19 protein-coding genes are annotated in these 22,850 nt (G+C 65.5%); 13 read left to right on the top strand and 6 right to left on the bottom strand.

Going from position 1 to position 22,850, the window contains the following annotated elements:
• Window positions 1-70 precede the first annotated feature (70 nt).
• Together BM194_RS07510 and BM194_RS07505 are read left to right on the top strand one after the other, a co-directional pair.
• A complete protein-coding gene (locus BM194_RS07510) occupies window positions 71-1,165 on the top strand; it encodes an HlyD family secretion protein (RefSeq protein WP_092845336.1) in 1,095 nt (364 codons plus the stop codon).
• Entirely contained in the window at window positions 1,162-2,712 is a 1,551-nt protein-coding gene (locus BM194_RS07505; protein ID WP_244890904.1) for a DHA2 family efflux MFS transporter permease subunit, read from the top strand. The genes BM194_RS07510 and BM194_RS07505 overlap by 4 nt, the downstream gene beginning before the upstream one ends.
• Window positions 2,713-2,772: 60 nt before the next feature.
• Here the strand turns inward: BM194_RS07505 and BM194_RS07500 are convergent, their stop codons facing one another.
• A complete protein-coding gene (locus BM194_RS07500) occupies window positions 2,773-3,507 on the bottom strand; it encodes a DUF4396 domain-containing protein (RefSeq protein WP_092845334.1) in 735 nt (244 codons plus the stop codon).
• Between the two features lie 203 nt (window positions 3,508-3,710).
• Between BM194_RS07500 and BM194_RS07495 the strand changes: the two genes are divergently transcribed.
• From BM194_RS07495 to BM194_RS07475, 5 genes are all read left to right on the top strand, one after another.
• Window positions 3,711-4,238 (top strand): (2Fe-2S)-binding protein, encoded by a 528-nt coding sequence (locus BM194_RS07495; RefSeq protein ID WP_092845332.1) that lies wholly within the window; start codon window positions 3,711-3,713, stop codon window positions 4,236-4,238.
• Window positions 4,235-5,242, top strand: a complete 1,008-nt coding sequence (locus BM194_RS07490) for an FAD binding domain-containing protein (protein ID WP_092845330.1) — start codon at window positions 4,235-4,237, stop codon at window positions 5,240-5,242. Before BM194_RS07495 ends, BM194_RS07490 begins: the two co-directional genes overlap by 4 nt.
• Before the next feature lie 12 nt (window positions 5,243-5,254).
• Window positions 5,255-7,456 carry a xanthine dehydrogenase family protein molybdopterin-binding subunit gene (locus tag BM194_RS07485; RefSeq protein ID WP_092845328.1) on the top strand — a complete coding sequence of 734 codons (2,202 nt, stop codon included), beginning with the start codon at window positions 5,255-5,257 and terminating at the stop codon, window positions 7,454-7,456.
• 61 nt (window positions 7,457-7,517) lie between these two features.
• Complete coding sequence (locus tag BM194_RS07480; protein WP_244890903.1) at window positions 7,518-9,755, top strand: tRNA(Met) cytidine acetyltransferase TmcA; 2,238 nt, start codon at window positions 7,518-7,520, stop codon at window positions 9,753-9,755.
• A gap of 182 nt (window positions 9,756-9,937) precedes the next feature.
• On the top strand, window positions 9,938-11,407 hold the full coding sequence (locus tag BM194_RS07475; protein WP_092845324.1) for an aminoacyl-histidine dipeptidase: 1,470 nt from the start codon (window positions 9,938-9,940) through the stop codon (window positions 11,405-11,407).
• Window positions 11,408-11,419: 12 nt separating this feature from the next.
• Here BM194_RS07475 and BM194_RS07470 read toward each other — a convergent pair whose 3' ends face one another.
• Together BM194_RS07470 and BM194_RS07465 are read right to left on the bottom strand one after the other, a co-directional pair.
• Window positions 11,420-12,544: an App1 family protein gene (locus tag BM194_RS07470; RefSeq protein WP_092845322.1), complete on the bottom strand. Its 1,125-nt coding sequence runs from the start codon at window positions 12,542-12,544 to the stop codon at window positions 11,420-11,422.
• 102 nt (window positions 12,545-12,646) lie between these two features.
• On the bottom strand, window positions 12,647-13,210 hold the full coding sequence (locus tag BM194_RS07465; protein WP_092845320.1) for a type 1 glutamine amidotransferase domain-containing protein: 564 nt from the start codon (window positions 13,208-13,210) through the stop codon (window positions 12,647-12,649).
• Between the two features lie 262 nt (window positions 13,211-13,472).
• Between BM194_RS07465 and BM194_RS07460 the strand changes: the two genes are divergently transcribed.
• The gene (locus BM194_RS07460) at window positions 13,473-14,894 is read left to right on the top strand and encodes a DNA recombination protein RmuC (protein ID WP_092845318.1); all 1,422 of its coding nucleotides are present in this window, start codon (window positions 13,473-13,475) and stop codon (window positions 14,892-14,894) included.
• A gap of 57 nt (window positions 14,895-14,951) precedes the next feature.
• Here the strand turns inward: BM194_RS07460 and BM194_RS07455 are convergent, their stop codons facing one another.
• Entirely contained in the window at window positions 14,952-15,425 is a 474-nt protein-coding gene (locus BM194_RS07455) for a Dps family protein (protein ID WP_092845316.1), read from the bottom strand.
• 146 nt (window positions 15,426-15,571) lie between these two features.
• Window positions 15,572-16,606, bottom strand: coding sequence for a hypothetical protein (locus BM194_RS21005; RefSeq protein WP_092845314.1), 1,035 nt, complete (start codon window positions 16,604-16,606; stop codon window positions 15,572-15,574).
• 117 nt (window positions 16,607-16,723) lie between these two features.
• Here BM194_RS21005 and BM194_RS07445 point away from each other — a divergent pair, with 117 nt between their 5' ends.
• Window positions 16,724-17,398 carry a Fe2+-dependent dioxygenase gene (locus tag BM194_RS07445; protein WP_092845313.1) on the top strand — a complete coding sequence of 225 codons (675 nt, stop codon included), beginning with the start codon at window positions 16,724-16,726 and terminating at the stop codon, window positions 17,396-17,398.
• An 11-nt stretch (window positions 17,399-17,409) separates the two neighbouring features.
• Here BM194_RS07445 and BM194_RS07440 read toward each other — a convergent pair whose 3' ends face one another.
• Complete coding sequence (locus BM194_RS07440) at window positions 17,410-18,570, bottom strand: glycerate kinase (RefSeq protein ID WP_092845311.1); 1,161 nt, start codon at window positions 18,568-18,570, stop codon at window positions 17,410-17,412.
• 183 nt (window positions 18,571-18,753) lie between these two features.
• Here BM194_RS07440 and BM194_RS07435 point away from each other — a divergent pair, with 183 nt between their 5' ends.
• The 4 genes from BM194_RS07435 to BM194_RS07420 are packed head-to-tail and all read left to right on the top strand — an operon-like array spanning window position 18,754 to window position 22,800.
• Window positions 18,754-19,305 carry a hypothetical protein gene (locus BM194_RS07435; protein ID WP_092845309.1) on the top strand — a complete coding sequence of 184 codons (552 nt, stop codon included), beginning with the start codon at window positions 18,754-18,756 and terminating at the stop codon, window positions 19,303-19,305.
• A complete protein-coding gene (locus BM194_RS07430; RefSeq protein WP_092845307.1) occupies window positions 19,302-19,658 on the top strand; it encodes a hypothetical protein in 357 nt (118 codons plus the stop codon). Before BM194_RS07435 ends, BM194_RS07430 begins: the two co-directional genes overlap by 4 nt.
• On the top strand, window positions 19,655-21,469 hold the full coding sequence (locus BM194_RS07425; protein WP_244890902.1) for a sensor histidine kinase: 1,815 nt from the start codon (window positions 19,655-19,657) through the stop codon (window positions 21,467-21,469). The genes BM194_RS07430 and BM194_RS07425 overlap by 4 nt, the downstream gene beginning before the upstream one ends.
• Window positions 21,466-22,800: a sigma-54-dependent transcriptional regulator gene (locus BM194_RS07420; RefSeq protein WP_092845305.1), complete on the top strand. Its 1,335-nt coding sequence runs from the start codon at window positions 21,466-21,468 to the stop codon at window positions 22,798-22,800. Before BM194_RS07425 ends, BM194_RS07420 begins: the two co-directional genes overlap by 4 nt.
• Window positions 22,801-22,850: the final 50 nt, after the last annotated feature.

Raw genomic sequence — 22,850 nt, 5'->3', positions numbered from 1 at the left:
CATTACACTATTGCCTAGTGTGTGCGGCCCTTCAGTTATGTCGCACCGACCATCGACATGAGGCAGCAGCATGAAGCAGGGCGGCAAGATAGTCGTGGCGCTGATCGCCATGGTGGCGTTTGGCGCCCTGGCCTGGTGGGGCGTGACCTGGTGGACGACCGGGCGCTTCATCGAGGAAACCGACAATGCTTACGTGCATACCGACAATGTGGCGGTACGCTCCGAGTTATCGGCGCGCATCGCCGAGGTGGGCGTGACCGACAACCAGCCGGTCCGGCAGGGCGATCTGCTGGTGCGCCTGGACGATAGCGATTACCGAACCCAGGTAGCCCAGGCCGAAGCCCAGCAGGCTGTGGCTGCGGCAGACATCACCCAGGCCAAGCGTCAGGTCGCGCTGCAGGAAGCGGCCATCGATGAGGCCCGGGCCCAGATCGATGCCGCCGAGGCCGACGTGCGCCAGGCGCGCCAGCACCTGCAGCGCTCGCAGTCGCTGGAATCGCGCCAGTATGCCTCGCAGCAGCAGCGCGAGGATGACGAGGCGGCCCTGCGTATCGCCGAGTCGACACTGGCCGCGCGCCGCGCTGCGCTGGTTTCCGCCCGGCGTCAGCTGGACGTGGCCCAGGCCAGCGTCGAGAGTGCCGAGGCCAGCTTCGAGGCGGCACGTGCCGACCTCGACTATGCGCGCAACCAGCTTGCCAAGACCCGCCTGACCGCGCCGCGTAACGGCGTGATCGGCAATCTCTCCGCCGAGGTCGGCGACCTGGCCCAGCCGTCGTTGACCCTGATGCAGCTGGTGCCGGTGGAGTCCGCCTACGTGATCGCCAACTTCAAGGAGACCCAGACCGCCCGCATGCGCGTCGGCCAGCCGGTTGAATTGCATATCGACGCCTACCCCGACGTGACCTTCGAAGGTGTGGTGGATAGCCTGGCACCGGCCACCGGCACCGAGTTCAGCCTGCTACCCAATGACAACGCGACCGGCAACTTCAACAAGATCGTCCAGCGTGTGCCGGTGAAGATTCGCGTTACCGCCCCCCAGGATGCGCTGGGCCGGTTGCGTGCCGGACTCTCGGTGGTACCCGAGGTCGACACCCGTGAGATGAATACCGAGACCTTCTACCACCGGGTCGCCACCGGTGAGGCCATCGAGCCCTCCGCCTCGTGAGCGACGCGACCGCCAACGGCCATGGCGTCGTCAGCGACATGCCGCCCTGGCGTCAGCGCATCGGTTTCATTGCCGCGGTGTTCGGCATGTTCATGGCGATTCTGGATATCCAGATCGTCGCCAGTTCGCTGAACGAGATCCAGGCCGGCGTCTCGGCCAGCAGCGACGAGATCTCCTGGGTCCAGACCGCCTACCTGATTGCCGAGATCGTGATGATTCCGCTGTCGGGGATGCTGAGCCGCATTCTCTCGACGCGTATCGCCTTCGTGATCTCGAGTGCCGGCTTCACCCTGGCCAGCCTGGGCTGCGCGCTGGCCGGTTCCATCGAGCAGTTGATCGTGCTGCGCGCCATCCAGGGATTCATGGGTGGGGCGATGATTCCCATCACCCATGCAGTGAGCTTCTCGATCTTCCCGCGCCGGGTAATGGGCAGCGTGCAGGCGGTGATCGGCATGGTGGTGACCATGGCGCCGTCCATCGGCCCCACTATCGGCGGCTACATCACCGAATTCGCCAGCTGGCACTGGCTGTTCCTGGCCAATGTGATCCCGGGCATTCTGGTGACCTGGGCTGCCTGGTCGTTTCTCGATATCGACAAGGGCGACCGCGAGGCCGCGCGACGGTTGGATATCACCGGGCTGGCCCTGCTGGCGGTGTTTCTGGGCACCCTGGAATTCACGCTCGAGGAGGGGCCGGGCGAGGACTGGTTCGCCAGCGAACTGATCCTGGCGACGTCGCTGATCTGTGTGGCCGCCGGGGCCTGGTTCTTCCACCGCACCCTGACCCGAGAACATCCGATTGTCGGTCTGCATGCCTTTGCCAACCGCAACTTTGCCTTGGGCGCGGGGCTGGGCTTCGTGATCGGCATCGCGCTCTACGGCCTGGTGTACGTCATGCCGCTGTTCTTCGGCTACGTGCGCGGCTATTCCAGTCTGCAGATCGGCGAGGTGATGTTCGTTACCGGCGTGGCGATGTTCTTCTCCGCGCCGCTGGTCGGCAAGCTGACCAATCACCTCGACCTGCGCGTGCTGCTGTTCGTCGGCCTGCTGCTGGTCGGCATCGGTACGCTGATCAATGCCAACCTCACCGTGGAGTCGGGGTTCTGGCAGTTCTTCTGGCCGCAGGTGATCCGCGGGTTGGGGCTGATCATGTGCCTGATTCCGGCCTCACGCATTGCCCTCGGCACGCTGGCGCCCCACGAGGTGGGCAATGCCAGCGGGCTGTACAACGTGATGCGCAACCTGGGGGGCGCGCTGGGCCTGGCATTGCTCGATACAGTGCGCGACTGGCGGCTCGACTATCACTGGAACCAGCTGATCCCGGCCATCGGCAACGGGCGCGATGTCGTGGTCAGCGAGCTTGCCAGCTACCAGGCCCTGTTCGAGGGGCATGTCGCCGACCCCTACCACAGCGGCGTTGCCATGCTCGCCCGACGCGTGACCCAGCAGGCCGAGGTGCTGGCCTTCAACGACATCTTCCTGTGGCTGGGACTCATCTATCTGGGGTGTGTGCCGCTGGTATTGTTCCTCAAGCGTATCGACGCTTGATGGCGAGGGAGCGGCTGCACCATCGTTACCGCGCTCCGGGGGCCGTAGTGAAAATAGCCGTTACATGGCTTCCTTGATGCCCTTCTTTATCAACCACCAATTGATCGGGTAGGAGGTCATGAAGCCGAAGAACATGGCGATCTGCATCATGAACCAGAACTCCGCCGAGTTGACGTGCAGCTTATGGTTGAGCACCACGGCAAACAGGTAGAAATGCGCGAAGGCCATGAAGCCGTACATGCCCACCTGCCAGGCGGTCAGTGACAGGAAATCGGCCTTGGTGGCCTGGACCAGGCCCTGGCCGGGTGACAGGCCGCGCATCGGCTTGATGGTGAAGTACTGGAAGGCCACCCCGAACAGGAACGCCAAGGTGTAATCGAAGACCCACACGGCGAAGATCTTTTCGCCGAAGATCGCCTGCCAGCCGAACCAGATGGCAATTGCCGGGATCAGGAAGGCCAGCGTTTCGGCAATGATGTCGCCCAGCGTGCAGCCGCTGCCGCAGTGCAGGGCGCCCTTGGCGACCTTGAGCGGAAAGGGCGTCTGGGCCTTGTGCGGCGGCGTCTCGTCGTTCTGCATTGCCGGGTGTGCGACCTCATGCGCCGCCAGGCGGCCGTACTTCAGATAGAACGGCACGATCACCACGTGGCCGAACAGCGCACACAGCGGCCAGACGTAGTTCATGATGCTCATGTGCTGGGGGTGCTTCCTGACATCCAGGGCGATATAGGCGGCACAGGCGATACCCAGCAGAACGGATATCCACGCAAGGACATGCAGCCAGGTCGGTATCATGGCAAGAACTCCTTTTCTTGACGCGATAAAAAACCAGAGCGTTCTTAACGTAGGTGAAGCACGACCGCCATCGCAAATCGCCATCCTTTACGGTTTGTCGTTCCGATCATCCTCTCCTAGGGTTGTGAGGTAACCCTGCCCGACGGCCCCGGACGCCGTCGTCGGTACCCGTGACGTACCGCTTACAAGGATGAGGAGTCGGCATGATGGAATCTTCCGAAACGTCGGCACAGGCCGGCGAGACGGTCACCGTGTCCCTGACCGTCAACGGCGAGCCGCGCCAGTTGCAGGTCACGCCCAATGTGGTGCTACTCGACGCCCTGCGCGACGACCTGCGTCTGACCGGGACCAAGAAAGGCTGCGACCATGGCCAGTGCGGCGCCTGCACCGTGCACGTCGACGGCAAGGCGGTCAATTCCTGCCTGCGTCTGGCGGTGATGTGCGAGGGCCGGCATGTGACCACGGTCGAAGGCCTGGCGCGAGATGGCCAGTTGCATCCCGTGCAGCGCGCCTTTCTGGAGCATGATGCCTACCAGTGTGGCTACTGTACCCCCGGCCAGATGATGTCCGCCGCCGCCCTGCTCGAGGACGAGCGTATCGCCGCCGATGACGCCTCGGTACGCGAGGCGATGAGCGGCAACCTGTGCCGCTGCGGTGCCTACAAGAACATTCTCGAGGCCATTCAGGACGCACGTCGGGACGTCACGGCAGGCACAGGGGAGGGCGCATGAGATCCTTCGCATACCGCACGGCCGAGGACATTTCACAGGCCGTGACCACGCATGGTGCCGACGACCATGTCGCCTACGTGGCGGGTGGCACCACACTGCTCGACCTGGTCAAGCTCGACGTCATGCGTCCTTCGCAACTGGTCGATATCAATCGCTTACCCCTGAGTGAGGTGGAAACGCTCGACGATGGGCGGCTGCGTATCGGCGCCACCGTGACCAACACTGATCTGGCGCACCATCCCGAGGTCAAGGCGCGTTATCCGCTGCTTTCCCAGGCGCTGCTGTCGGGCGCCTCGACACAGCTTCGCAACATGGCGACCACGGCCGGCAATGTCATGCAGCGCACGCGTTGTCCCTACTATCGCGACGCCTCGGCGGCCTGCAATCGTCGCGAGCCGGGCAGCGGCTGCGATGCCATGCACGGCATCAACCGCATGCATGCGGTGCTGGGCGTGAGCGATGCGTGTATCGCCACCCATCCCTCCGACATGTGCGTGGCGATGGCGGCCATCGGCGCGACCCTGACCCTGGAAGGGCCCGAGGGCGTGCGCGAGATGGCCTTCAACGACTTCCACCGCCTGCCCGGCGAGCAGCCCGAGAAGGAACACGAGCTGCGCCCCGGCGAACTGATTACGCATGTCACTCTGGACACCCCGGTCGAGGGTGCCGGGGCGCACTATCTCAAGCTGCGCGATCGTGCCTCGTACGAGTTCGCGCTGGCCTCCGCGGGGGCCGTCGTGGCGGTGGAGGACGGCATGATCCGCGAGGCGCGCCTGGCGCTCGGCGGGGTGGCCACCAAGCCGTGGCGCGCCCACGAGGCCGAACAGGCCCTGCACGACCAGCCGGCGAGCATCGAAACCTTCGAGATGGCCGCCGAGGCGGCGCTGCAGGACGCCGTGCCTCACGAGCACAACGCCTTCAAGATCCCGCTGGCGCGTCAGGCGATCGTGCGCGCGCTGCGCGAGGCCTGCAAGGATGCCGAGAACGCCAACCCGCAACGCTGAGGATCACCACGGATGGATACCCAAGTCATAGGTCATCGCACCCCGCGGGTGGATGGCGAGAACAAGCTGACCGGCCGTGCGGACTACACCACCGACTGGTACGTCGAGGACATGCTGCATGGCTATCCGGTGCCGGCGAGCATCGCCCATGGCACGCTGGAGGCACTGGATATCGAGCCGGTACTGGCCATGCCCGGCGTGGTGGCGGTCTATCACCACGGCAACTTTCCCAGGCTCTATCGCTCGCCGAGCAGCCAGGCCCATCAGGACCAAGTCAGCGAGGTGCGCCTGCCTTTCGAGGACGAGCGCATCCATTACGACGGCCAGTACGTGGCCATGGTAGTGGCGGAACGTTATGAACAGGCGCGTGCAGCGGCGCAGGCCCTGCAGGCCCGCTACCGCCAGGATGATGGCGCGCGGCCGGGCCTGCTGTACACCCGCGAGGATGGGCGGCCACTGGAGTCCGAAGGCGGCTCGCGCGGCGATCCCGAGAGCGCCTATGAGCGTGCGCCGGTAAAGATCGACCATGTCTACGGTATTGCCCCCGAAAGTCACATGCAGATGGAGATGCATGCCACCCTGGCGCAGTGGCGCGACGGCCGGCTCATCGTGCACGAGTCGAGCCAAGGCGTGATCTACCAGCAGAAAGCCATGGCACGCATCTTCGATCTTCCCGAAGAGCAGGTCGAGGTGATCTCCCATTACATCGGCTCGGGGTTCGGCAACAAGCTGTTCATGTGGCCACACGCAGTGGCCGTGGCGGCAGCGGCCCGCGAACTGGGGCGTCCGGTGAAGGCCGTGCTGCCGCGCCAGCAGGACATGGAAAGCGGCGGCAACCGGCCGGCGTCCCGGCAGCGCCTACGTCTGGCAGCCGACGAGCAGGGTCGACTGCAGTCGATGCGCCACGACAGCACCACCGAAACCTCGTTCGTTCATCCTTATGTCGACTCGGTGGGCTCGCCGACCCTGAGTCTGTATGCCTGCGACAATGCGGCGATCAGCCAGCATCTGCTCGAGGTCAATCATGGCACACCGTGCCCGATGCGCGCCCCGGGCGAAGTCTCGGGTATCTATGCCCTGGAATGCGCCATGGACGAGTTGGCCATTGCGCTCGACATGGACCCCCTGGAGTTGCGCCGGCGTAACTACAATCACGAGGACCCTGCCAAGGGCCTGCCGTGGTCGAGCAAGCACCTCGACACCTGCTACGACAGCGCGGCCAGGCGCTTCGGCTGGGAACGCCGCGATTCCGCCGTCGGTTCGATGACGGAAGGCGACGAGATCCTCGGCTGGGGCATGGCGACCAGTTCCTGGTTCGCCGGTCGACAGCCATGCATGGCGCGCGTCGAACTGCGCGCCGATGGCACCGTCCTTGCCGCCTGCGGCACCCAGGACATCGGGACCGGCACCTATACGGTGGTGGCCCAGACCGTTGCCGAGCTGACCGGCGTGCCGCTGGATCGCGTCGAAGTGCGTCTGGGTGAGTCCAGCCTGCCTGCCGGGCCGCTGTCCGGCGGGTCGATGGCCACCGCAACCACGCTGCCCGCCGTGGCGGCGGCGGTGCGCGCCGCCATCGACGAACTCAAGGAAGTCGCCACCGACGAGGACGCACCTTTCACTGGCGCCGACCCGGACGGCCTGACCTTCCGTGACGGGGCGCTGGTCGACGCACAGGGCAAGCGAGTCACCTTCGACGAGTTGCTCACCGGCCAGAAACTGGGCAGCGTCAACGGCGACGGCCAGGCGGCCCCCGGCGACGAACAGCAGCAGTACAGCTTCCGCTCGTTCGGTGCGCATTTCGTCGAGGTACGCTGGGATCCGGCCATCACCCGGCTGCGCGTGTCGCGGGTGGTCAGCAGCATTGATATTGGCCGGGCGGTGAATCCCGCCACGGCGCGCAACCAGGTCGAGGGCGCCATTGTCATGGGCATGGGCATGGGCCTGTTCGAGAAGCTCGACTATGACCCGCGCGATGCCCGGCTGATCAACAACAACTACTCCGACTACATTGTCACCAGCCATGCCGACATGCCCGACATTGATGTCGAACTGCTCGACAATCCCGATTACGCCTTCAATGAGTTCGGGGCGCGCGGTGTCGGCGAGATCGGCCTGACCGGCATTGCCCCGGCCATCGCCAATGCCGTGTACCACGCTACCGGCAAGCGTATCCGCGAATTGCCGATCACCATCGACAAGTTGCTGGATATCTGACGCACCGGGTTGCGCCGGCCAAGGCTGGCGCAACCGGTTCGCGTGGCGCATGCTTGGCGCTATGTTTGACACCTCGACTCTCAACAACCTTTGTGACCGGCTGAGTGCGCGCCGTCACCGCGCCTTGCTGTGGATCGCTGCGCCAGTGGGTCAGGCCATTCCGCGTGCCCATGCCCTGTGGCAGGCGAGAGGCTGGCAGGCGCCACTGTGGCTGGGGCCGGATCCCGGCTTGAGCGGTATTGCGGCCTTGCCGGTCGCCAAGGCCCGTACCCGGCTGGGCGGCGAACATGACCTGGTGATCGTCGATGCTGTCTCGCCGCAGGCCGGGTTCGACCCTGACGCCTTCGGCGCCATCTCGGGCACGCTGCGAGCCGGTGGGCTGATGGTGCTGCTGACGCCCGAGACCTGGTGCCTCGGCGCGCCGGGCCCGGATGCCGACTATGCACGTCTGGCAGCCTGGCCACATACGGCGGAGTCACTGAATGCCCGCTTTCTGGCACGTCTTTCAAGGCGACTGATCGAATCGCCACACGTGCTGCGCTGGTGGTCAGGCGAGCACTTGTCCGAGCTTGACTTGCCCGAAGCCGATGTCATGGCAACGGCGACGCCGCCGGACGATCAGGCCTGTCTGACCCATGATCAGGCCCGGGCCGTCGGGCGCCTGACTCGCCTGCGCCGTCGTCGGCCGCTGGTACTGACTGCCGACCGCGGGCGTGGCAAGAGTGCGGCGCTGGGCATAGCCGCCGCTCGCCGCCTGCAGCATGGCGAGCGTTGCCTGTGGATCACCGCGCCGCGTCCGGCGGCGGTCGAGCCGCTGTTCGAGCGTCTTATGGCGCTGCTGCCCGAAGGGCGGCGCGAGGGCAATGCGTTTCGCGTCGTGATCGAGGGGGCCAGCGCCGAGGTGCGTTTTCTGGCCCTGGATGTCTTGCTCGAGGCGCTGCAGGCCCCCGATATCGATGCCCGGTCGCCGCCGACCCTGTTCGTCGATGAGGCGGCGGCGATTCCCGCGCCGCTGCTGGGCCGGTGGCTGAACGCCTTCCCGCGCATCGCCTTTGCCACCACCGTGCACGGCTACGAGGGTACGGGGCGCGGCTTCGCCCTGCGCTTTCGTGGACGTCTCGCTCGGGAGACTCCGGACTGGCGCGAACTGCATCTTGTCCAGCCGGTACGCTGGGCCGAGGGCGACCCCCTCGAGGCGGTGACCCGCGATCTGCTGTTGCTCGAGGCCGAGCCCGCCGATGACGTGCGGGCTGCCGAGGCATTGTTCGCACATCCCATGCGGATCGTTCCGCTCGACCGGAACCGGCTGGCCAGCGACGATGCCTGCCTGAGCGAGCTGTTCGGGCTTCTGGTGCAGGCTCACTACCGCACCACGCCGGCCGACCTGCGTCAGCTGCTCGACGGTCCCGGCACCCATCTGCTGGCTGCCTACGCAGGCGGGGTCTGCGTTGGGGTCTGCCAGGCAAGCGAGGAGGGTGGCTTTCCTGCGGACCTTGCCCTGGCCATCGCCCTGGGCCAGCGGCGTCCGCGCGGTCACCTGCTGGCGCAGTCGCTGGCAGCGCATGCCGGGCATGTCGCGGCGGCCGAAGCGCGCTGGTGCCGGATCACGCGCATTGCGGTGCACCCCGCAGCGCGCCGCCGTGGCGTAGGCCGCTCGCTGGTCGAGACACTGGCGCAGCAGATGCAGGACCGGGGCATTGCCCGCCTGGGCGTGAGCTTCGGTGCCGAGGTGTCGCTGGTGGCGTTCTGGCGCTCGCTGGGCTTTGTCTCCCTGCGGCTGGGGTTGTCCCGCGAGGCATCGAGCGGTGAGCATGCGCTGATGATGGGACGGGCGCTCGATGCGCCTGCCGCCATCGAACTGGCGTGTCTCGGGCAGGAATACCGCAACCTGCTGCCCAACCTGCTGGCCTTCGAGCTGGGGGGGCTCGAGCCCGAGCTCGCAGCAGCGTTGCTGCGGGAGGGCAAGCCGCCTGTCATCGATGAAACGACACGAGCACGCGTGGCGTGGTTTGCTCAGGGCGGTGGCGAGCTGGCCACGGTCAGGCCCTGGCTGGCGATGGCCTGGCTGGCCTGGTGGCGCGACCCGGCCCGCACCAGGAACGATGCCGAGCTGTCCGCCCTGGTCGGGCCATTATTCCAAGGCGGAAATGGCGTACAGTTCGCTGGGCGCAAGGCCCAACTGGCGCATTGGCGGGACCTGGCCGCGCGGCTGCTGACATGGCAGGAAACTCGACGGCTCGAGAAGCCGCCCCTACAGCCCGGGAATGCCGATGGGGCCGGGCAGGTCGGGGATCGGTGAGCACCCGCTGAGCCACAACAGCAGCCCCAGGCCGAGCGGTATCGCTTTCCAGATGGGGCGGAACATGACATCTCCCGTGTCGGTGAGTGGTTCGCCATCCTAGACGGAAGACGTTGCCATCGAAAGCTTGCGTCTTGCGATACGCGGCGTAAGGTATCGGAGTCTCAAGCAGGGTTGCTGTCATGAACGAACATCTGGATACGCTGTCGCCGGCCATCGTCTGGCGTCACTTTCGCACACTGTGCAATACGCCGCGGCCCTCCGGGCATGAGGAGCGCCTGGCATCGATCATCGAGCGCTGGGCAGACGAGCGCGGGCTGCCGCATGACCGCGACGCCGCCGGCAATCTGCGGGTCCGCAAGCCGGCGTCGTCCGGCTGCGAGTCGGCGCCCGGCGTGATTCTTCAGGGCCACCTGGACATGGTCGCCCAGGCCAATGCCGATCATCCCCACGACTTCACCACGGACCCCATCGACACCTACATTGCCGATGGCTGGCTGCACGCCAGCGACACCACGCTGGGTGCCGACAACGGTCTGGGTGTGGCCGCCGCGCTGGCCGTACTCGAGGATGACACACTGCGTCACGGACCGCTGGAAGCACTATTTACCGTCGAGGAAGAGTCGTCGATGGGCGGTGCGCTCCAGCTGGCCGAACACTGGCTTGAGGGCAGCCTGCTGCTCAACCTCGATTCCGAGGACCGGGGCGAAGTCTACATCGGCTGTGCCGGTGGCGCCGACGTGGTGGTCTCGGCCAGCCTGCCGACCAGTGCCCTGCGCGACGATGAGCAGGTCTGGCAACTGGCATTGACCGGCCTGAAAGGTGGCCATTCGGGCATCGATATCCACAAGGGATTGGGCAATGCCAATCGCCTGCTGGTGCGCGTGCTGCGTGCCCTGGAACCCTACGGCGCCCGCCTGATCGATTACCACGGCGGGACCCTGCGCAACGCGCTGCCGCGCGAGGCCTTCGCCACCCTGGCCCTGGATGCCGACGAGGGCGAGGCGGCCCAGGCCAGGATTGCCGAACTACAGGACGAGTTGGTGGCCGAACTGGCCGGGATCGATGATCGTCTGGTACTGGAACTGGAAGCTCGGGATGACGCGCCAGGCGAGGCACTGACCCGCACTGCCAGCCATATGCTGGTGGCTGCGTTGCATGTCGCCCCCTGCGGGGTCGAGCGGATGAGTGTCGAGGTGCCAGGCGTGGTCGAAACCTCCAATAATCTCGGCGTGGTGGCGCTCGAGCAGGGGCGCTTCACTCTCTGTGCCTTGGTACGCTCGCTGCGTGACAGTGCCACGGCGGATATCGCCGATCGCTTTCGTGCCCTGTTCGGGTTGATCGGCGCCGAGACGCGCGTCGAGAATGCCTACCCCGGCTGGACGCCGAATCCCGAAAGTCCGCTGCTGGCCCGCTTCCGTCGTCTGCATCAGCACCTGCTGGGCAGCGACCCCGAGGTCAAGGTGATCCATGCCGGGTTGGAGTGCGGCATCCTCGGTGGCAAGTATCCGGCCCTGGAGATGATCTCGTTCGGGCCGCAGATTCGTGGTGCGCACTCCCCCGACGAGCGGGTCGAACTCGACTCGGTCGAGGAATTCTGGAAGCTGTTGCGCGCCCTGATCGAGGATCTGGCCGAGCGCCAGGCGGCCTGACGCCAGGCGCCGTCAGGGCGGCAACTGGCTTTCACGCCGGGTTTCGGTCTTGACGGCCTCCAGCCCGGCGGCGGAAATCAGGCCGTGGGTACGCGCATGCTCGGCCATGCGCACACTGTCCGAGGCCAGGATCAGGTCGCAGCCGGTCTCGGCGACCTCCTTGGCGAGTCGGGCAATGGCGTCGTCGCGCGAGGCATCGTGGTTGACGTTACGGATGTAGATCGCACGGATGCGGCCGGGGTAGGTATGCACGATGCGCGCATAGGTTTCCGGGTCGTGCTGTCCGCTGTCGCCGATCAGCACGAAAGGTAGATCGCTGTACAGCCCCAGCATCTGCTCGATAAGGCGTGCCTTGTGCTCCGTGGCCCGGCGCGGCAGCGGGCGTTGCAGGGTCAGTCCCCACTCGCGCAGAAACAGGATGGGGCCTACGGGAATACCGTTGCGCTGGAAGAACTCCTCGAGTACCTCGTAGATGCTCCAAGGCCCACGCGAGACATACAGCATCGGGCGCCGGCGCTGGCCGTCGAGGCCGGCGAACAGGGCCTGGTAGAACGCCGCGACACCCGGAAACGCGGTGCGCTGATGGGCCTTCTTGAAGAACAGCCGATACATCATCTTCAGCTTGTTGGCGACACCGGTGTACATCACCGTGTCGTCAATATCGCTGATCACGGCCAGATCGACCGCCGCCGGGGGCACATAGATTTCCGCGGTACTGCTGACCGTGCGTTGGCTGGGCATGATCACGCTGAGTTCGCCACGGTGCCAACTGCGGTCGGTCGGCAGCAGTGGCTGGTTGATCAGGTGCACGTCGAAGTAACCGTCGCGGTCGGTAGTCACCGTCTTCTGTCGTCCGTTCAGGTACAACGTGACCTCGACATGCTTGACGCCCCAGCGAAACAGGCGGCGCACGACATCGATCACATCGCGCAGCAGCGAACCCTCACGAAACGGCAGGCCCAGGCTGGGCTGGCGAAATACCCGACCCATCACGAACACTTCCTTGGCAGAGCCATAACCGCGATAGGCATGGACTACCACACCGCCACGACCGCGATCCGATTTCATCGGCCGGGCGAGCAGATGCAGCAGGCGGCGGGCAGTCTTGCGCAGCGGCGACGGAACGTGTCGTGACATGACGGCCCTCCGGTGGCCGGGCTGGTGGTTCTCTCAGTGTATATGCACACAAAATGCCCGCCTCCCCGAGAGGCGGGCCATTGCTGCGATCAATACATCAAATCAGGCATGCTGATTGGTGTGCTTGCCTTCGCAGATTTCTTCTACCAGCTTGCTGCAGAAGGCGTCGAGATCCTTGGGTGTACGGCTGGTGACTAGCCCGCTGTCGACCACCACTTCCTTGTCGACCCACTCGGCACCGGCATTCTTCAGGTCCTGCGACACCGACGGGAACGAGGTCATAGTGCGCCCCTGCACGACCCCGGCGTTGATCAGGACCCACGGGCCGTGGCAGATGGCACCGACCGGCTTGTGGGCTTCGAAGAAATGCCGGGTGAAGGTCAGCGCTTTCTCGTCCTGGCGCAGATTGTCCGGGTTGAACAGGCCGCCCGGCAGAACGAGAGCGTGATAATCGGCCGGGTTGGCCTCGTCGAGGCTCTTGTCGACATCATAGGTGTCGCCCCAGTCGGTCTTGGCCCAGGCGCGAATGCCTTCCTTGCCGGGAGCCACGATGTGCACCGTGGCACCGGCCTCCTGCATGGCTTTCCTGGGCTCCGAAAGCTCGGATTCCTCGAAGCCGTCGGTGGCGAGGATAGCGACCTGTTTACCGTTGAGTTGCTGACTCATAGCTAGCTCCTTGCTCCTTGCAGCCACGAAAGCGGCGATAGGCCGACTCCGGTAGACTGGGCCTGGTCCGGCTGGCTCGGCCGGATACCTTCGTGGCAATCCATGAAACCTGTCAATCGCTACATGTCCTGACGTTGGGATGGCCGAAGCCGATGACAAGGGGACAGGGTGTAACGGAACGTACAGTGCATCGCCCTTGCTGGGCGACTCTGAAAGGATAGAAGATGATTAGCGTCCTACAACGTTTGGAAGAGTTCTCTTCATGGCGGCAGTGAGTAACCTGTTGTCGTCACCGGCCGGGCTGGTCGTTGTGCTGGCGGCGCTGTTCCTTCTCGGTGGCCTGTGGCTGGCAACATGGCGGCGGGCGCAGCAGCGCCAGCAGGCACTGGCACAGCGTCTTGAGGAACAGGATTCGTTGCGCCAACGCCTGGAGCAGGAGCTGGCCCACAGCGATGCCCAGCTAGATAGCGTGCGCGAGCAACTGGGCGAACGCGACCAGCGACTCGAGACCCTCAACGAGCGCCTGGTGACCCTGCGTGAGCGGCAGGCCCGCCTCGAGACAGAGCGCGACCAGCAGCGCGCCCACCATGCCGAGAAGCTGGCACTGCTCGAGGAGGCGCGCGAACGTCTCAAGCAGGACTTCGAGGCCTTGGCCGGGCGCATCTTCGACGAGCGGCAACGGACCTTCGCCAGCCATAGCCGGGAAAGTCTCGAGGCGCTGCTCAAGCCGTTCCGCGAACAGGTCGGCACCTTCCAGCGTCGTGTCGAGGAACTGCACGGCCAGGACAGTCGTGAACGCACCACGCTGCGTGCCCAGATCGAGCAGTTGGCCGGCCTCAATCGCCAGATGAGCGAGGAAGCCGCCAACCTGGCCAAGGCGCTCAAGGGTGACAAGAAGATGCAGGGCAACTGGGGCGAGATGGTGCTGGAAACGGTACTGGAGCGTTCCGGCCTGCGCCGTGACATCGAGTACCGCCGTGAAGTCTCCATCGACGGCGACAACGGGCGCCAGCGCCCCGATGCGGTGATCTATCTGCCCGACGACAAGCATCTGATCATCGATGCCAAGGTCTCGCTCAACGCCTATGTCAGCTACGTCAACGCCGAGGACGATACGGCGCGGGCCGCGGCACTCAAGGCGCACGTCCAGTCGGTACGCAGCCATGTCGAGGCGCTGGTCCAGCGCGACTATGCGCGCCTGCCGGGACTGACCTCACCCGACTTCGTGTTCATGTTCATGCCGGTGGAGCCGGCCTTTGCCGTGGCCTTCGAACACGACGACCTGCTGTTTCAGGATGCCTTCGCCCGCCACGTGGTGGTGGTCACGCCGACCACGTTGCTGGCCAGCCTGCGTACCGTGGCCAGCCTGTGGAGCCTGGAGCGCCAGAACGAGAATGCCCGCCTGATCGCCGAGCGTGCAGGGCGGCTGCTCGACAAGTTCAGTGGCTTTGCCGAAAGCCTCGAGGAGGTGGGGCGGCACCTGGAGCGTGCCCAGGGCAGCTACGGTCAGGCCATGAGCCGGCTCAAGACCGGGCAGGGCAACCTGGTCAGCCAGGCCGTGGAGCTCGAGAGGCTCGGTGTGCGCATGAAAAAGTCGCTGCCCGAGCAACTGCGTCGCGAGGCCGAACTCGATGAGGCGGAGCGTCCGCGCATCAGTTGGGACGAACAGGAACGAACGCGGTAGGCGCAACGAAAAACGCCGCCTCGAGAGGCGGCGTCGTGCAGCAGCTGCATATCGGGCTCAGCCCAGGTAGGCGTTGAGCATCCACACGGTCTTTTCCTGCTCGCGGATATAATCGCTGGCCAGCGAGGCGGTACCCTCGTCGTCGGCGTCGGAGGCGACGCTGAGCAACTCGCGCTGCAGCTCGATCAGGGTCTGGTAACCCTTGACGATGCCGCGTACGCAGGCTTCGCCATCATGCACGTTCTTGGCTTCCTCGATCGAGGAGAGCGTGACGTAATCGCTATAGGCATGAACCGGCTGGAAGCCCAGGGTAAGGATGCGCTCGGCAACCTCGTCGACCTTGGTCAGCAGATCGGTGTAGTACTCCTCGAACTTGGTATGCAGCTCGAAGAACTGCTGGCCCTTCACGTTCCAGTGATAGCCACGCACGTTCATGTAGAAGATCTGGTAATTGGCAAGCAGCGTATTGAGCTTGTCGGCCAACTGGCTGGCGCTGCCCGCGTTGAGGCCGATGGCATTGGTGTCGGTCATGCGTCTTCCTCCATGAGTCGTGTGATCTGCCACGATGCTAGCGTATTGCCGTGAGCCAAGACAGCAGGTTCAGTGCATGGCCGGCATAGTTGCAGCCAATGACATGGTGACGCCGCCGGCGGCTTTCAACCGGCGGCGTCTGGACTTCAGTAGCGGAATGCTGACGTGGCCAGCTCGAAGCGTGAGACCTCGCCGTGCAGGTCGGTGGACGACATCACCGGGGCCTGGGGCGGCTGTGGCGATGGCCAGACCTTGGCCAAGGCATCGAGTTCGTCGAGCGCCTTCTGGTAGGCATTGGCGTCGGCGTTCTTGAGCGTCTCGGCGTTGGCCTGCCACAGGTCCTTGGCCACGAGGACGAAGCCGCGACCGTCCTGGTACTCGGTACGGTTGACGAACTGACCTTCCTCGACGGCTTCCTCGTACTCGGCGCTGGCCTGCTTGAGCAGGGCCAGGGTCACGTCGCTGATGAACCGTGGGTCGTTGCGCTTGGCCGGCTCGACGCTGGCCTGGGCCGCATCGATGGCTTCACGGGCGCGTTGGAAGGCTGGTTCGATCTGGGCCCAGTCGTCGCTCTGCCCCGCCTTGTCTGACAGGGCACGCAGCGCGTCCTCCAGGCCGGACTGGTTGCGGGCCTCGAGGGCCTCGTCAACGGCCGGGTAGTGTTCCGCCAAGGGATGGCTCAGGTGGGGCGTCCCTTGCAGGGCGTTGCCGGACTCATAAAGATCCTGGGCGATACGCAGGTGGCCTTCCATGAAGCCCAGGGTGGTGTAGTACACGCCAGGGGAGGTCATGGCGGTCAATGCCGGGCCACCGCCTTCGCCACCTTCACCGCCTTCACCACCTTCACCACCTTCACCACCGCCGGCTGACGGGAAGTGGCTGAAGATTGCATCGCTGGACTCACCACCTTCGCCGCCGTGGTGCTCGCCGCCTTCACCACCTTCGCCGCCATGGTGTTCGCCGCCTTCACCACCTTCGCCGCCATGGTGCTCGCCGCCTTCGCCACCTTCGCCGCCGTGGTGTTCGCCGCCTTCACCACCCGCTTGCGGCTGATGGGTGCCGTGCTGCTCGCTGGCTGCCGAGCCAGTCGCCATCTCGTCGGCCCAGGTTGCCTGGCCGGTGGCGGTCAAAAACGAGGTCATGCCGATGCCGACCCATAGCTTGAGGCGCTGTTCTGTCATTGTTTGCTCCTAGGCAGGGAATTGCATGTGATTGAATCTTTCCGAGAGGCGATAAGTTAAACTAAGCGAGAGTAATTTGCATTAATCGTTAGATGGCGATGGATTGGAGGAACGCGGATGATCATCTGCATTGCCGATGTACTGGATGCCGAAATATTGGCCGACCTGACGCGCGAGCTATCCAGCGACGCCCTGTTCGTCGATGGACGCAAGACGGCCGGCTGGCATGCCCGTGAGGTCAAACGCAACGAGCAGGCCGACGGTAGCCAGCCCGGTATCCGTGACTGGCGTCACAAGGTCGGTGAAGCGATACGGCGTCATCCCCTATTCCAGATGGCCGCACGTCCGGCCCGCATGACCCCGGTACGCTTCAGTCGCTACCAACAGGGCATGCACTACGGCAACCATGTCGACGATCCGGTCATGGGCGGCGATCAGCCACTGCGTACGGACCTGTCGTTCACGCTGTTCCTTGAATCGCCCGAGGACTACGACGGCGGTGAACTGATCACGGATACCAGTGCCGGCGAGCAGCGCTACAAGCTGCCGGCGGGGGCCATGATCCTGTATCCCTCCTCGACGCTGCACCGCGTCGAGCCGGTGACCCGTGGACGCCGCCTGGCAGCGATTGGCTGGGTGCAAAGCCAGATACGCGATCCCGCCGCCCGCGAGATCCTCTTCGACCTCGATACGGCACGCAGGCAGTTGTTCGAGCGGGAAGGCAAGTCCCACGAGTTCGATCTGGTCACCAAGTCGCTGGCCAACCTGCAACGCCTGTGGAGCGAAATCTGATGTCCCGACGGTCAATTGGCAGAGCTATCGCCTGAGGATCGCCTTGCGGCCAGAAACAGGCGCGCGATACCCTCGGCCCGGTCGCCGAGCAGTTCGGCACAGCGCGGCAGGGCCTCGTCCAGCGTCATCAGCCGGTCGGCCAGGGCAAAGGCTGCGGTAACGCCCTCGTCGTAGGCGGCCTGCCAGCCGTCACCCAGCCGGCCGGCGAGAACGATCACCGGGACGCCATGCCGCCGGGCGGCACGCGAAATACCGATGGGGGTCTTGCCGGACAGGCTCTGTCCATCGAGCTGGCCTTCGCCGGTGATTACCAGCGCGGCATCATGCAGATGCTGCTCGAAGTTGGCCTGTTGCATGACCAGCTCGATTCCCGGGCGCAACTCGGCATTGAGGAAGGCACGCGCCGCAAAACCCATGCCGCCGGCGGCGCCGGCGCCCGGCAGGTCGCGATGGTCTTCGCCCAGTACGTCGGCAGCGCAGTCCGCAAAATGTGCCAGTGCGGCATCGAGGCGTTCGACATCCGCCTCGCTGGCACCTTTCTGGGGCCCGAAGACGGCGCTGGCACCGCGCGGCCCGAGCAGGGGGTTGTCCACGTCGACGGCGGCTTCTACCTGGAGCCGTGCCAGGCGTGGATCGAGTTCCGAAAGGTCGAGGCGCTGAAGCGCAGCCAGGGCAGCACCGCCCGCCGGCAGGGCACAGCCTTCCGCGTCGCGCAAACGCGCGCCCAACGCTTCGAGCATTCCCGCACCGCCGTCGTTGGTGGCGCTGCCGCCGAGGGTAAGCAGCAGGCGCTCGGCGCCGGCATCCAGAGCCGCGAGGATCAGCTCACCGACGCCGCGGGTCGTACTGTGCAGGGCGGTGCGCTGCTCCGTAGTCAGCGCCTGGAGTCCACTGGCCTCGGCGAGCTCGACGTAGGCGGTGCGTGTCTCGACGTGCCAGCCCCAGGCAGCTGTCGCCTGGCGCCCCAGGGCATCGTGCACATCGGCTGTCCGCCGTTCGGCGCCGGTCGCGGCCAGCAAGGCGTCGAGCGTGCCTTCACCACCATCGCCCATCGGGCACTCGATGAGTTCCGCTTCGGGCAGGGCGCGGCGCAGGCCACCGGCGATGGCGGCTGCGGCTTCCCTGGCTGGCAGGGCATCCTTGTAGCTGTCGGGGGCGATCAGGATCCTCATGCATTCCTCGCTGGGGTAAGTTGTGTTGTCCTGCGACTATCGCGTACTCCGTGGGCAACGACAACGCGCATGCCGAGGCCGAACGGCATAGACTATTGCTCTCCCTGTGACCGCCCGGGCGTGACTACGCTCAAATCAGGCCGGGCGCTAACTGCCAGGCAACAACCCTACGTGAGGTGAATCATGCCCAGCTTGCGAAGCAGCCTGATCGTGATGGGAGCCGTAGTGCTTGGCGGCTGCCAGTCCCTGTCTTCCCAGGACCCCCTGGCGGAAGCGGGGGCAACCTCTGTGCCGGCAGAGTGTCGCTGGGCACGCAGCGACAACGTTTCCCGTGAGCGCTGGATGCGGGCCACGGTGGCTGAACTCGAGGCGCAGGGTTATGCCATTACCAATACCGAGACCGAGCTTGGCGTGATCAGTGCCGAGCAATACACGCGTCGTCCCGGGCTGGGTGCGGTGGATCGGCCCTGGTTCGGTGTCGGCTCGCTGTGGGGCGGTTTCGGGCGTCGCTCCGGCGTGGCGATAGGCTATGGGGTGCATTTCAACGACGATCCGGTGGAAGTCGAGCGCCTGTCGGTAGTCATCGACGAGGAAGCAGTGACCGTGACCCGGGATACCCGCGTCATCGACGACGGCTATGTAGTCGATGCACGCTCGGCCAACCGGGCCGATTTCTGTCGTGACCTGAGTGCCGCCATCGAATCCCGCCTGCTCGTGGAAGGGCCCCTGCAATGAGCCGTCTGTTGATAGTCTGCCTGCTGCTGGCGCTGACGGCCTGCGCTGCCACTTCGACATCACCGCCCGAGCGCGAGCTGCGGGTCGAGGCGTCACCTGAGCGAGCGCTGGCCGTGGGGCTGGATGTTATGGTCGAGCGCGGATTCGTGATCCGCATGGCCGATACCGGCCTTGGGCGCATCGATGCCGTGCGTGCCGCTCGCCCGGGCTACGTGGTTCATTACGAAGTGCGCGAAGCGCAGAGCGGCACCTGGCTCGTTGTCTCGGGCCGCCGCGGTACTGGCATCATCGAACCGCATCGCTTCGATCCGTTACTGGCCGAGATTGCCGCACGCCTGGAGGCGACACGGTGAGGGAGGGGCAACGTCGACGTGTGCAGCGAGGCCTGCTGGGTGGCCTGACATTACTCATCGTGGCCTCGCTGTGGTGGGTGTGGCATTGGCAGCTGACCCGCGAAACCCGGGACGCCATCGACCATGCCGAAAGCCGCCTTGCCCTCTACTCGAGCAGTCTCGAAGGTGCCCTGCAGCGCTTTACCTACCTGCCTGACCTGCTGGCTCGCCAACCCTTGGTGCGTAACGCGCTGAGCGGTGACGATACTACCCCGGCCTCACGGGTCAACGCTCACCTGGCCCGGGTCGCCGAGCGTTCAGGCGCCGAAGCCATCTACCTGATGAACGACCGGGGTGTGACGCTGGCCGCCAGCAATCACGATTCGCCGCAGAGCTTCGTCGGGCACCGCTACCATTACCGGCCGTACTTCATCGAGGCCATGCGCGGCAAGCAGGGGGAGTTCTTCGCGGTGGGCAGCACCACTGGGCGCCCTGGCTATTTCGTGTCGGCGCCAGTGTATGCGAGTGGCGATGCCCAGCGCATTATCGGCGCGTTGGCAGTCAAGATCTCGCTGGAATCGCTGCAGGAGGACTGGCGCCGTGCAGACGAGAAGGTGCTGCTGAGCGATGCCAACGGCGTGGTGATTCTCTCCAGCCGCCCGGCCTGGCGGTTTCGCCGTCTCGGGGCGCTCGACGCCGCTGCCCTGGAAACCATCCGTGCCCAGCGCCAGTTCGTCGGCAACCCGCTGGCTCCGCTGGGGCATCGGCTGGCCGATGGCTCCTTGCTGATCGGCGCGGCCGGGGTCGGCGAGCGTTTCTTCACCCAGGCCAGCCCGCTGGGTGAACTGGGCTGGACGATGCATTACCTGGTTCCGGTGCGTCCCCTTTATGCCAGTGCACGCAATGCCGTGCTTGCCAGCGCCGCCGTGTGGCTGGCGCTGGTGCTGCTCGGTCTGTGGCTGCGCGAGCGCCAGCAACGCCTGCGCCTGCGCCTGCGCGAGGCCAGCATCATGCGAGAGGCCAACGAGCGCCTGGAGATCCGGGTCGCCGAGCGTACCCGGGAACTCGAGTCGGCCCAGGCCGAACTGGTCCAGGCCGGCAAGCTGGCCGCGCTGGGGACCATGGCGGCGGGTATCGCCCATGAGCTCAACCAGCCGCTGGCGGGCATCCGCACCTATGCCGCCAGCGGGGCCCGCCTGATCGAACGCGGCCGCCAGTCAGCAGCGGCTGATAACTTCCAGCGTATCCAGACGCTTTCCGATCGCCTGGCGACCCTGATTCGCCAACTCAAACTGTTTGCCCGCAAGGGCGGTGCGCGCGAGCCGGTCGACCTGCTGGCGCGCCTGGACTTCGTGCTCGAACTGCTTGGAGAACGGCTCTCCCGCCAAGACGTCGCACTGCATCTGGACCTGCCCGATGAAGCGTCGCGGCCGGTCTGGGTGGCTGGCGACGATATCCGCCTGGAGCAGTTGCTGACCAACCTGCTGCGCAACGCCCTGGATGCCCTGCGTGAGGTCGATTCTCCGTGTCTGGAAATCGGGGTAGCCCTGGAGGGCGAGCGCGTCGTGCTGACGGTCACCGACAATGGGCCAGGCATCGAGGCGCAGACGCTCAAGCACCTGTTCGACCCGTTCTTCACTACCAAGCGCGTCGGCGACGGGCTCGGACTGGGGCTGTTCATCAGCTACGGCATCGTTCAGGATCTCGATGGCCGCATCCGTGCCGACAATCGCCCGGCGTCGCAGGGGGGCGGCGCCCATTTTCGCGTCGAACTGCCCGGGCTGCAGGGGGCAACGCCGGCCCGGCCTGCCCGCAAGGAGACCCTGACATGAGCGAACTGCCGGTCTGGCTGGTCGATGATGATCCCGGCGTGCGCGAATCGTTGACCCAATGGCTGGAATTGTCCGACCTGGCGGTACGCGCCTTCGACTCGGCCGAAGCGGCACTGGCCGAACTGGCCACCGGGGCCGACTGCGGCGTGCTGATCTCGGACGTGAAGATGCCCGGTCTCGATGGGCTGGCTCTGTTGCGCCAGGTGCAGGCGAGCGATGCGGGGCTTCCGGTCATGCTGATTACCGGCCACGGTGACGTGCCCATGGCGGTCGAGGCCATGCGCGAGGGCGCCTGGGATTTCATCGAGAAGCCCTTCGAGCCCGAGCGTCTGGAGGAACGGGTGCGCCGTGCCCTGGAGCGTCGTCAGTTGCATCACGAGAACGATCGGTTACGCCAGGCACTGCGCCAAGGCGACCTGGCGGCGCGCCTGCTCGGCGAGTCACCGGGCATCCGGCGCCTGCGTGACCAGATCGGCAACCTGGCCTCGACCCGGGCCAACGTGGTGGTCCGTGGCGAAACCGGTAGCGGCAAGGAGGTCGTGGCGCGCTGCCTGCACGATTTCGGCACGGCATGCCAGGCACCGTTCGTGGCGCTCAACTGCGGCGCCATCGCCCCCGACCTGATCGAATCCGAACTGTTCGGCCATGAGAAGGGGGCCTTCACCGGCGCGTTGGAAAGCCGCATCGGCAAGCTGGAACATGCCAGTGGCGGCACCCTGTTTCTCGACGAGATCGAGTCCATGCCGCTGTCGGCCCAGGTCAAGTTGCTGCGTGCATTGCAGGAAGGCGAAATCTCGCGGCTGGGCAGCAACGCGGTGATTCGTCTCGATCTGCGCGTGGTGGCGGCGACCAAGGTGGATCTGCTGGACATGGCGGCGCAAGGAGAGTTTCGCGAAGATCTCTACTACCGTCTGGCCATTGCCGAGCTGGCCATCCCGCCGCTGCGTGAACGCCGCGAGGACATCGGCCTGCTGTTCATGCATTTCTGTCGCCAGGCAGCGGAAGTGCACCAGCGTCCGCCGCGTGACCCCGACGGCGAGCTTATCGCCGCACTCGGCCAGCATGCCTGGCCCGGCAACCTGCGCGAGTTGCGCAATGTCGCCACGCGTTTCACGCTGGGGCTGGATGTCCCGCAACTGGCCGAACCGACCAGCGACAGCGAGGGCTCGCTGAGCGAGCAGGTCGCGGCATTCGAGTCCGCGTTGCTGCGCGCCGCCCTGGCCAGGCATCGGGGCAATATCCAGGCGGTGCTGGATGAGCTGGAGCTGCCGAGGCGGACCTTGAACCAGAAGATGCAGAAGTATGGACTACGTCGCGAGGCCTTTCTCTAGGAATCAAGGATAAATGGCTGCGCGCGTGAATCACTGCGTTACGCGGTGCT

The sequence above is a fragment of the Modicisalibacter xianhensis genome (genome assembly GCF_900113605.1).
GTDB classification, from domain to species: domain Bacteria; phylum Pseudomonadota; class Gammaproteobacteria; order Pseudomonadales; family Halomonadaceae; genus Modicisalibacter; species Modicisalibacter xianhensis.
Note: the sequence above shows the minus strand (reverse complement) of the source record. Positions and strands in the feature narration are given on the sequence as shown.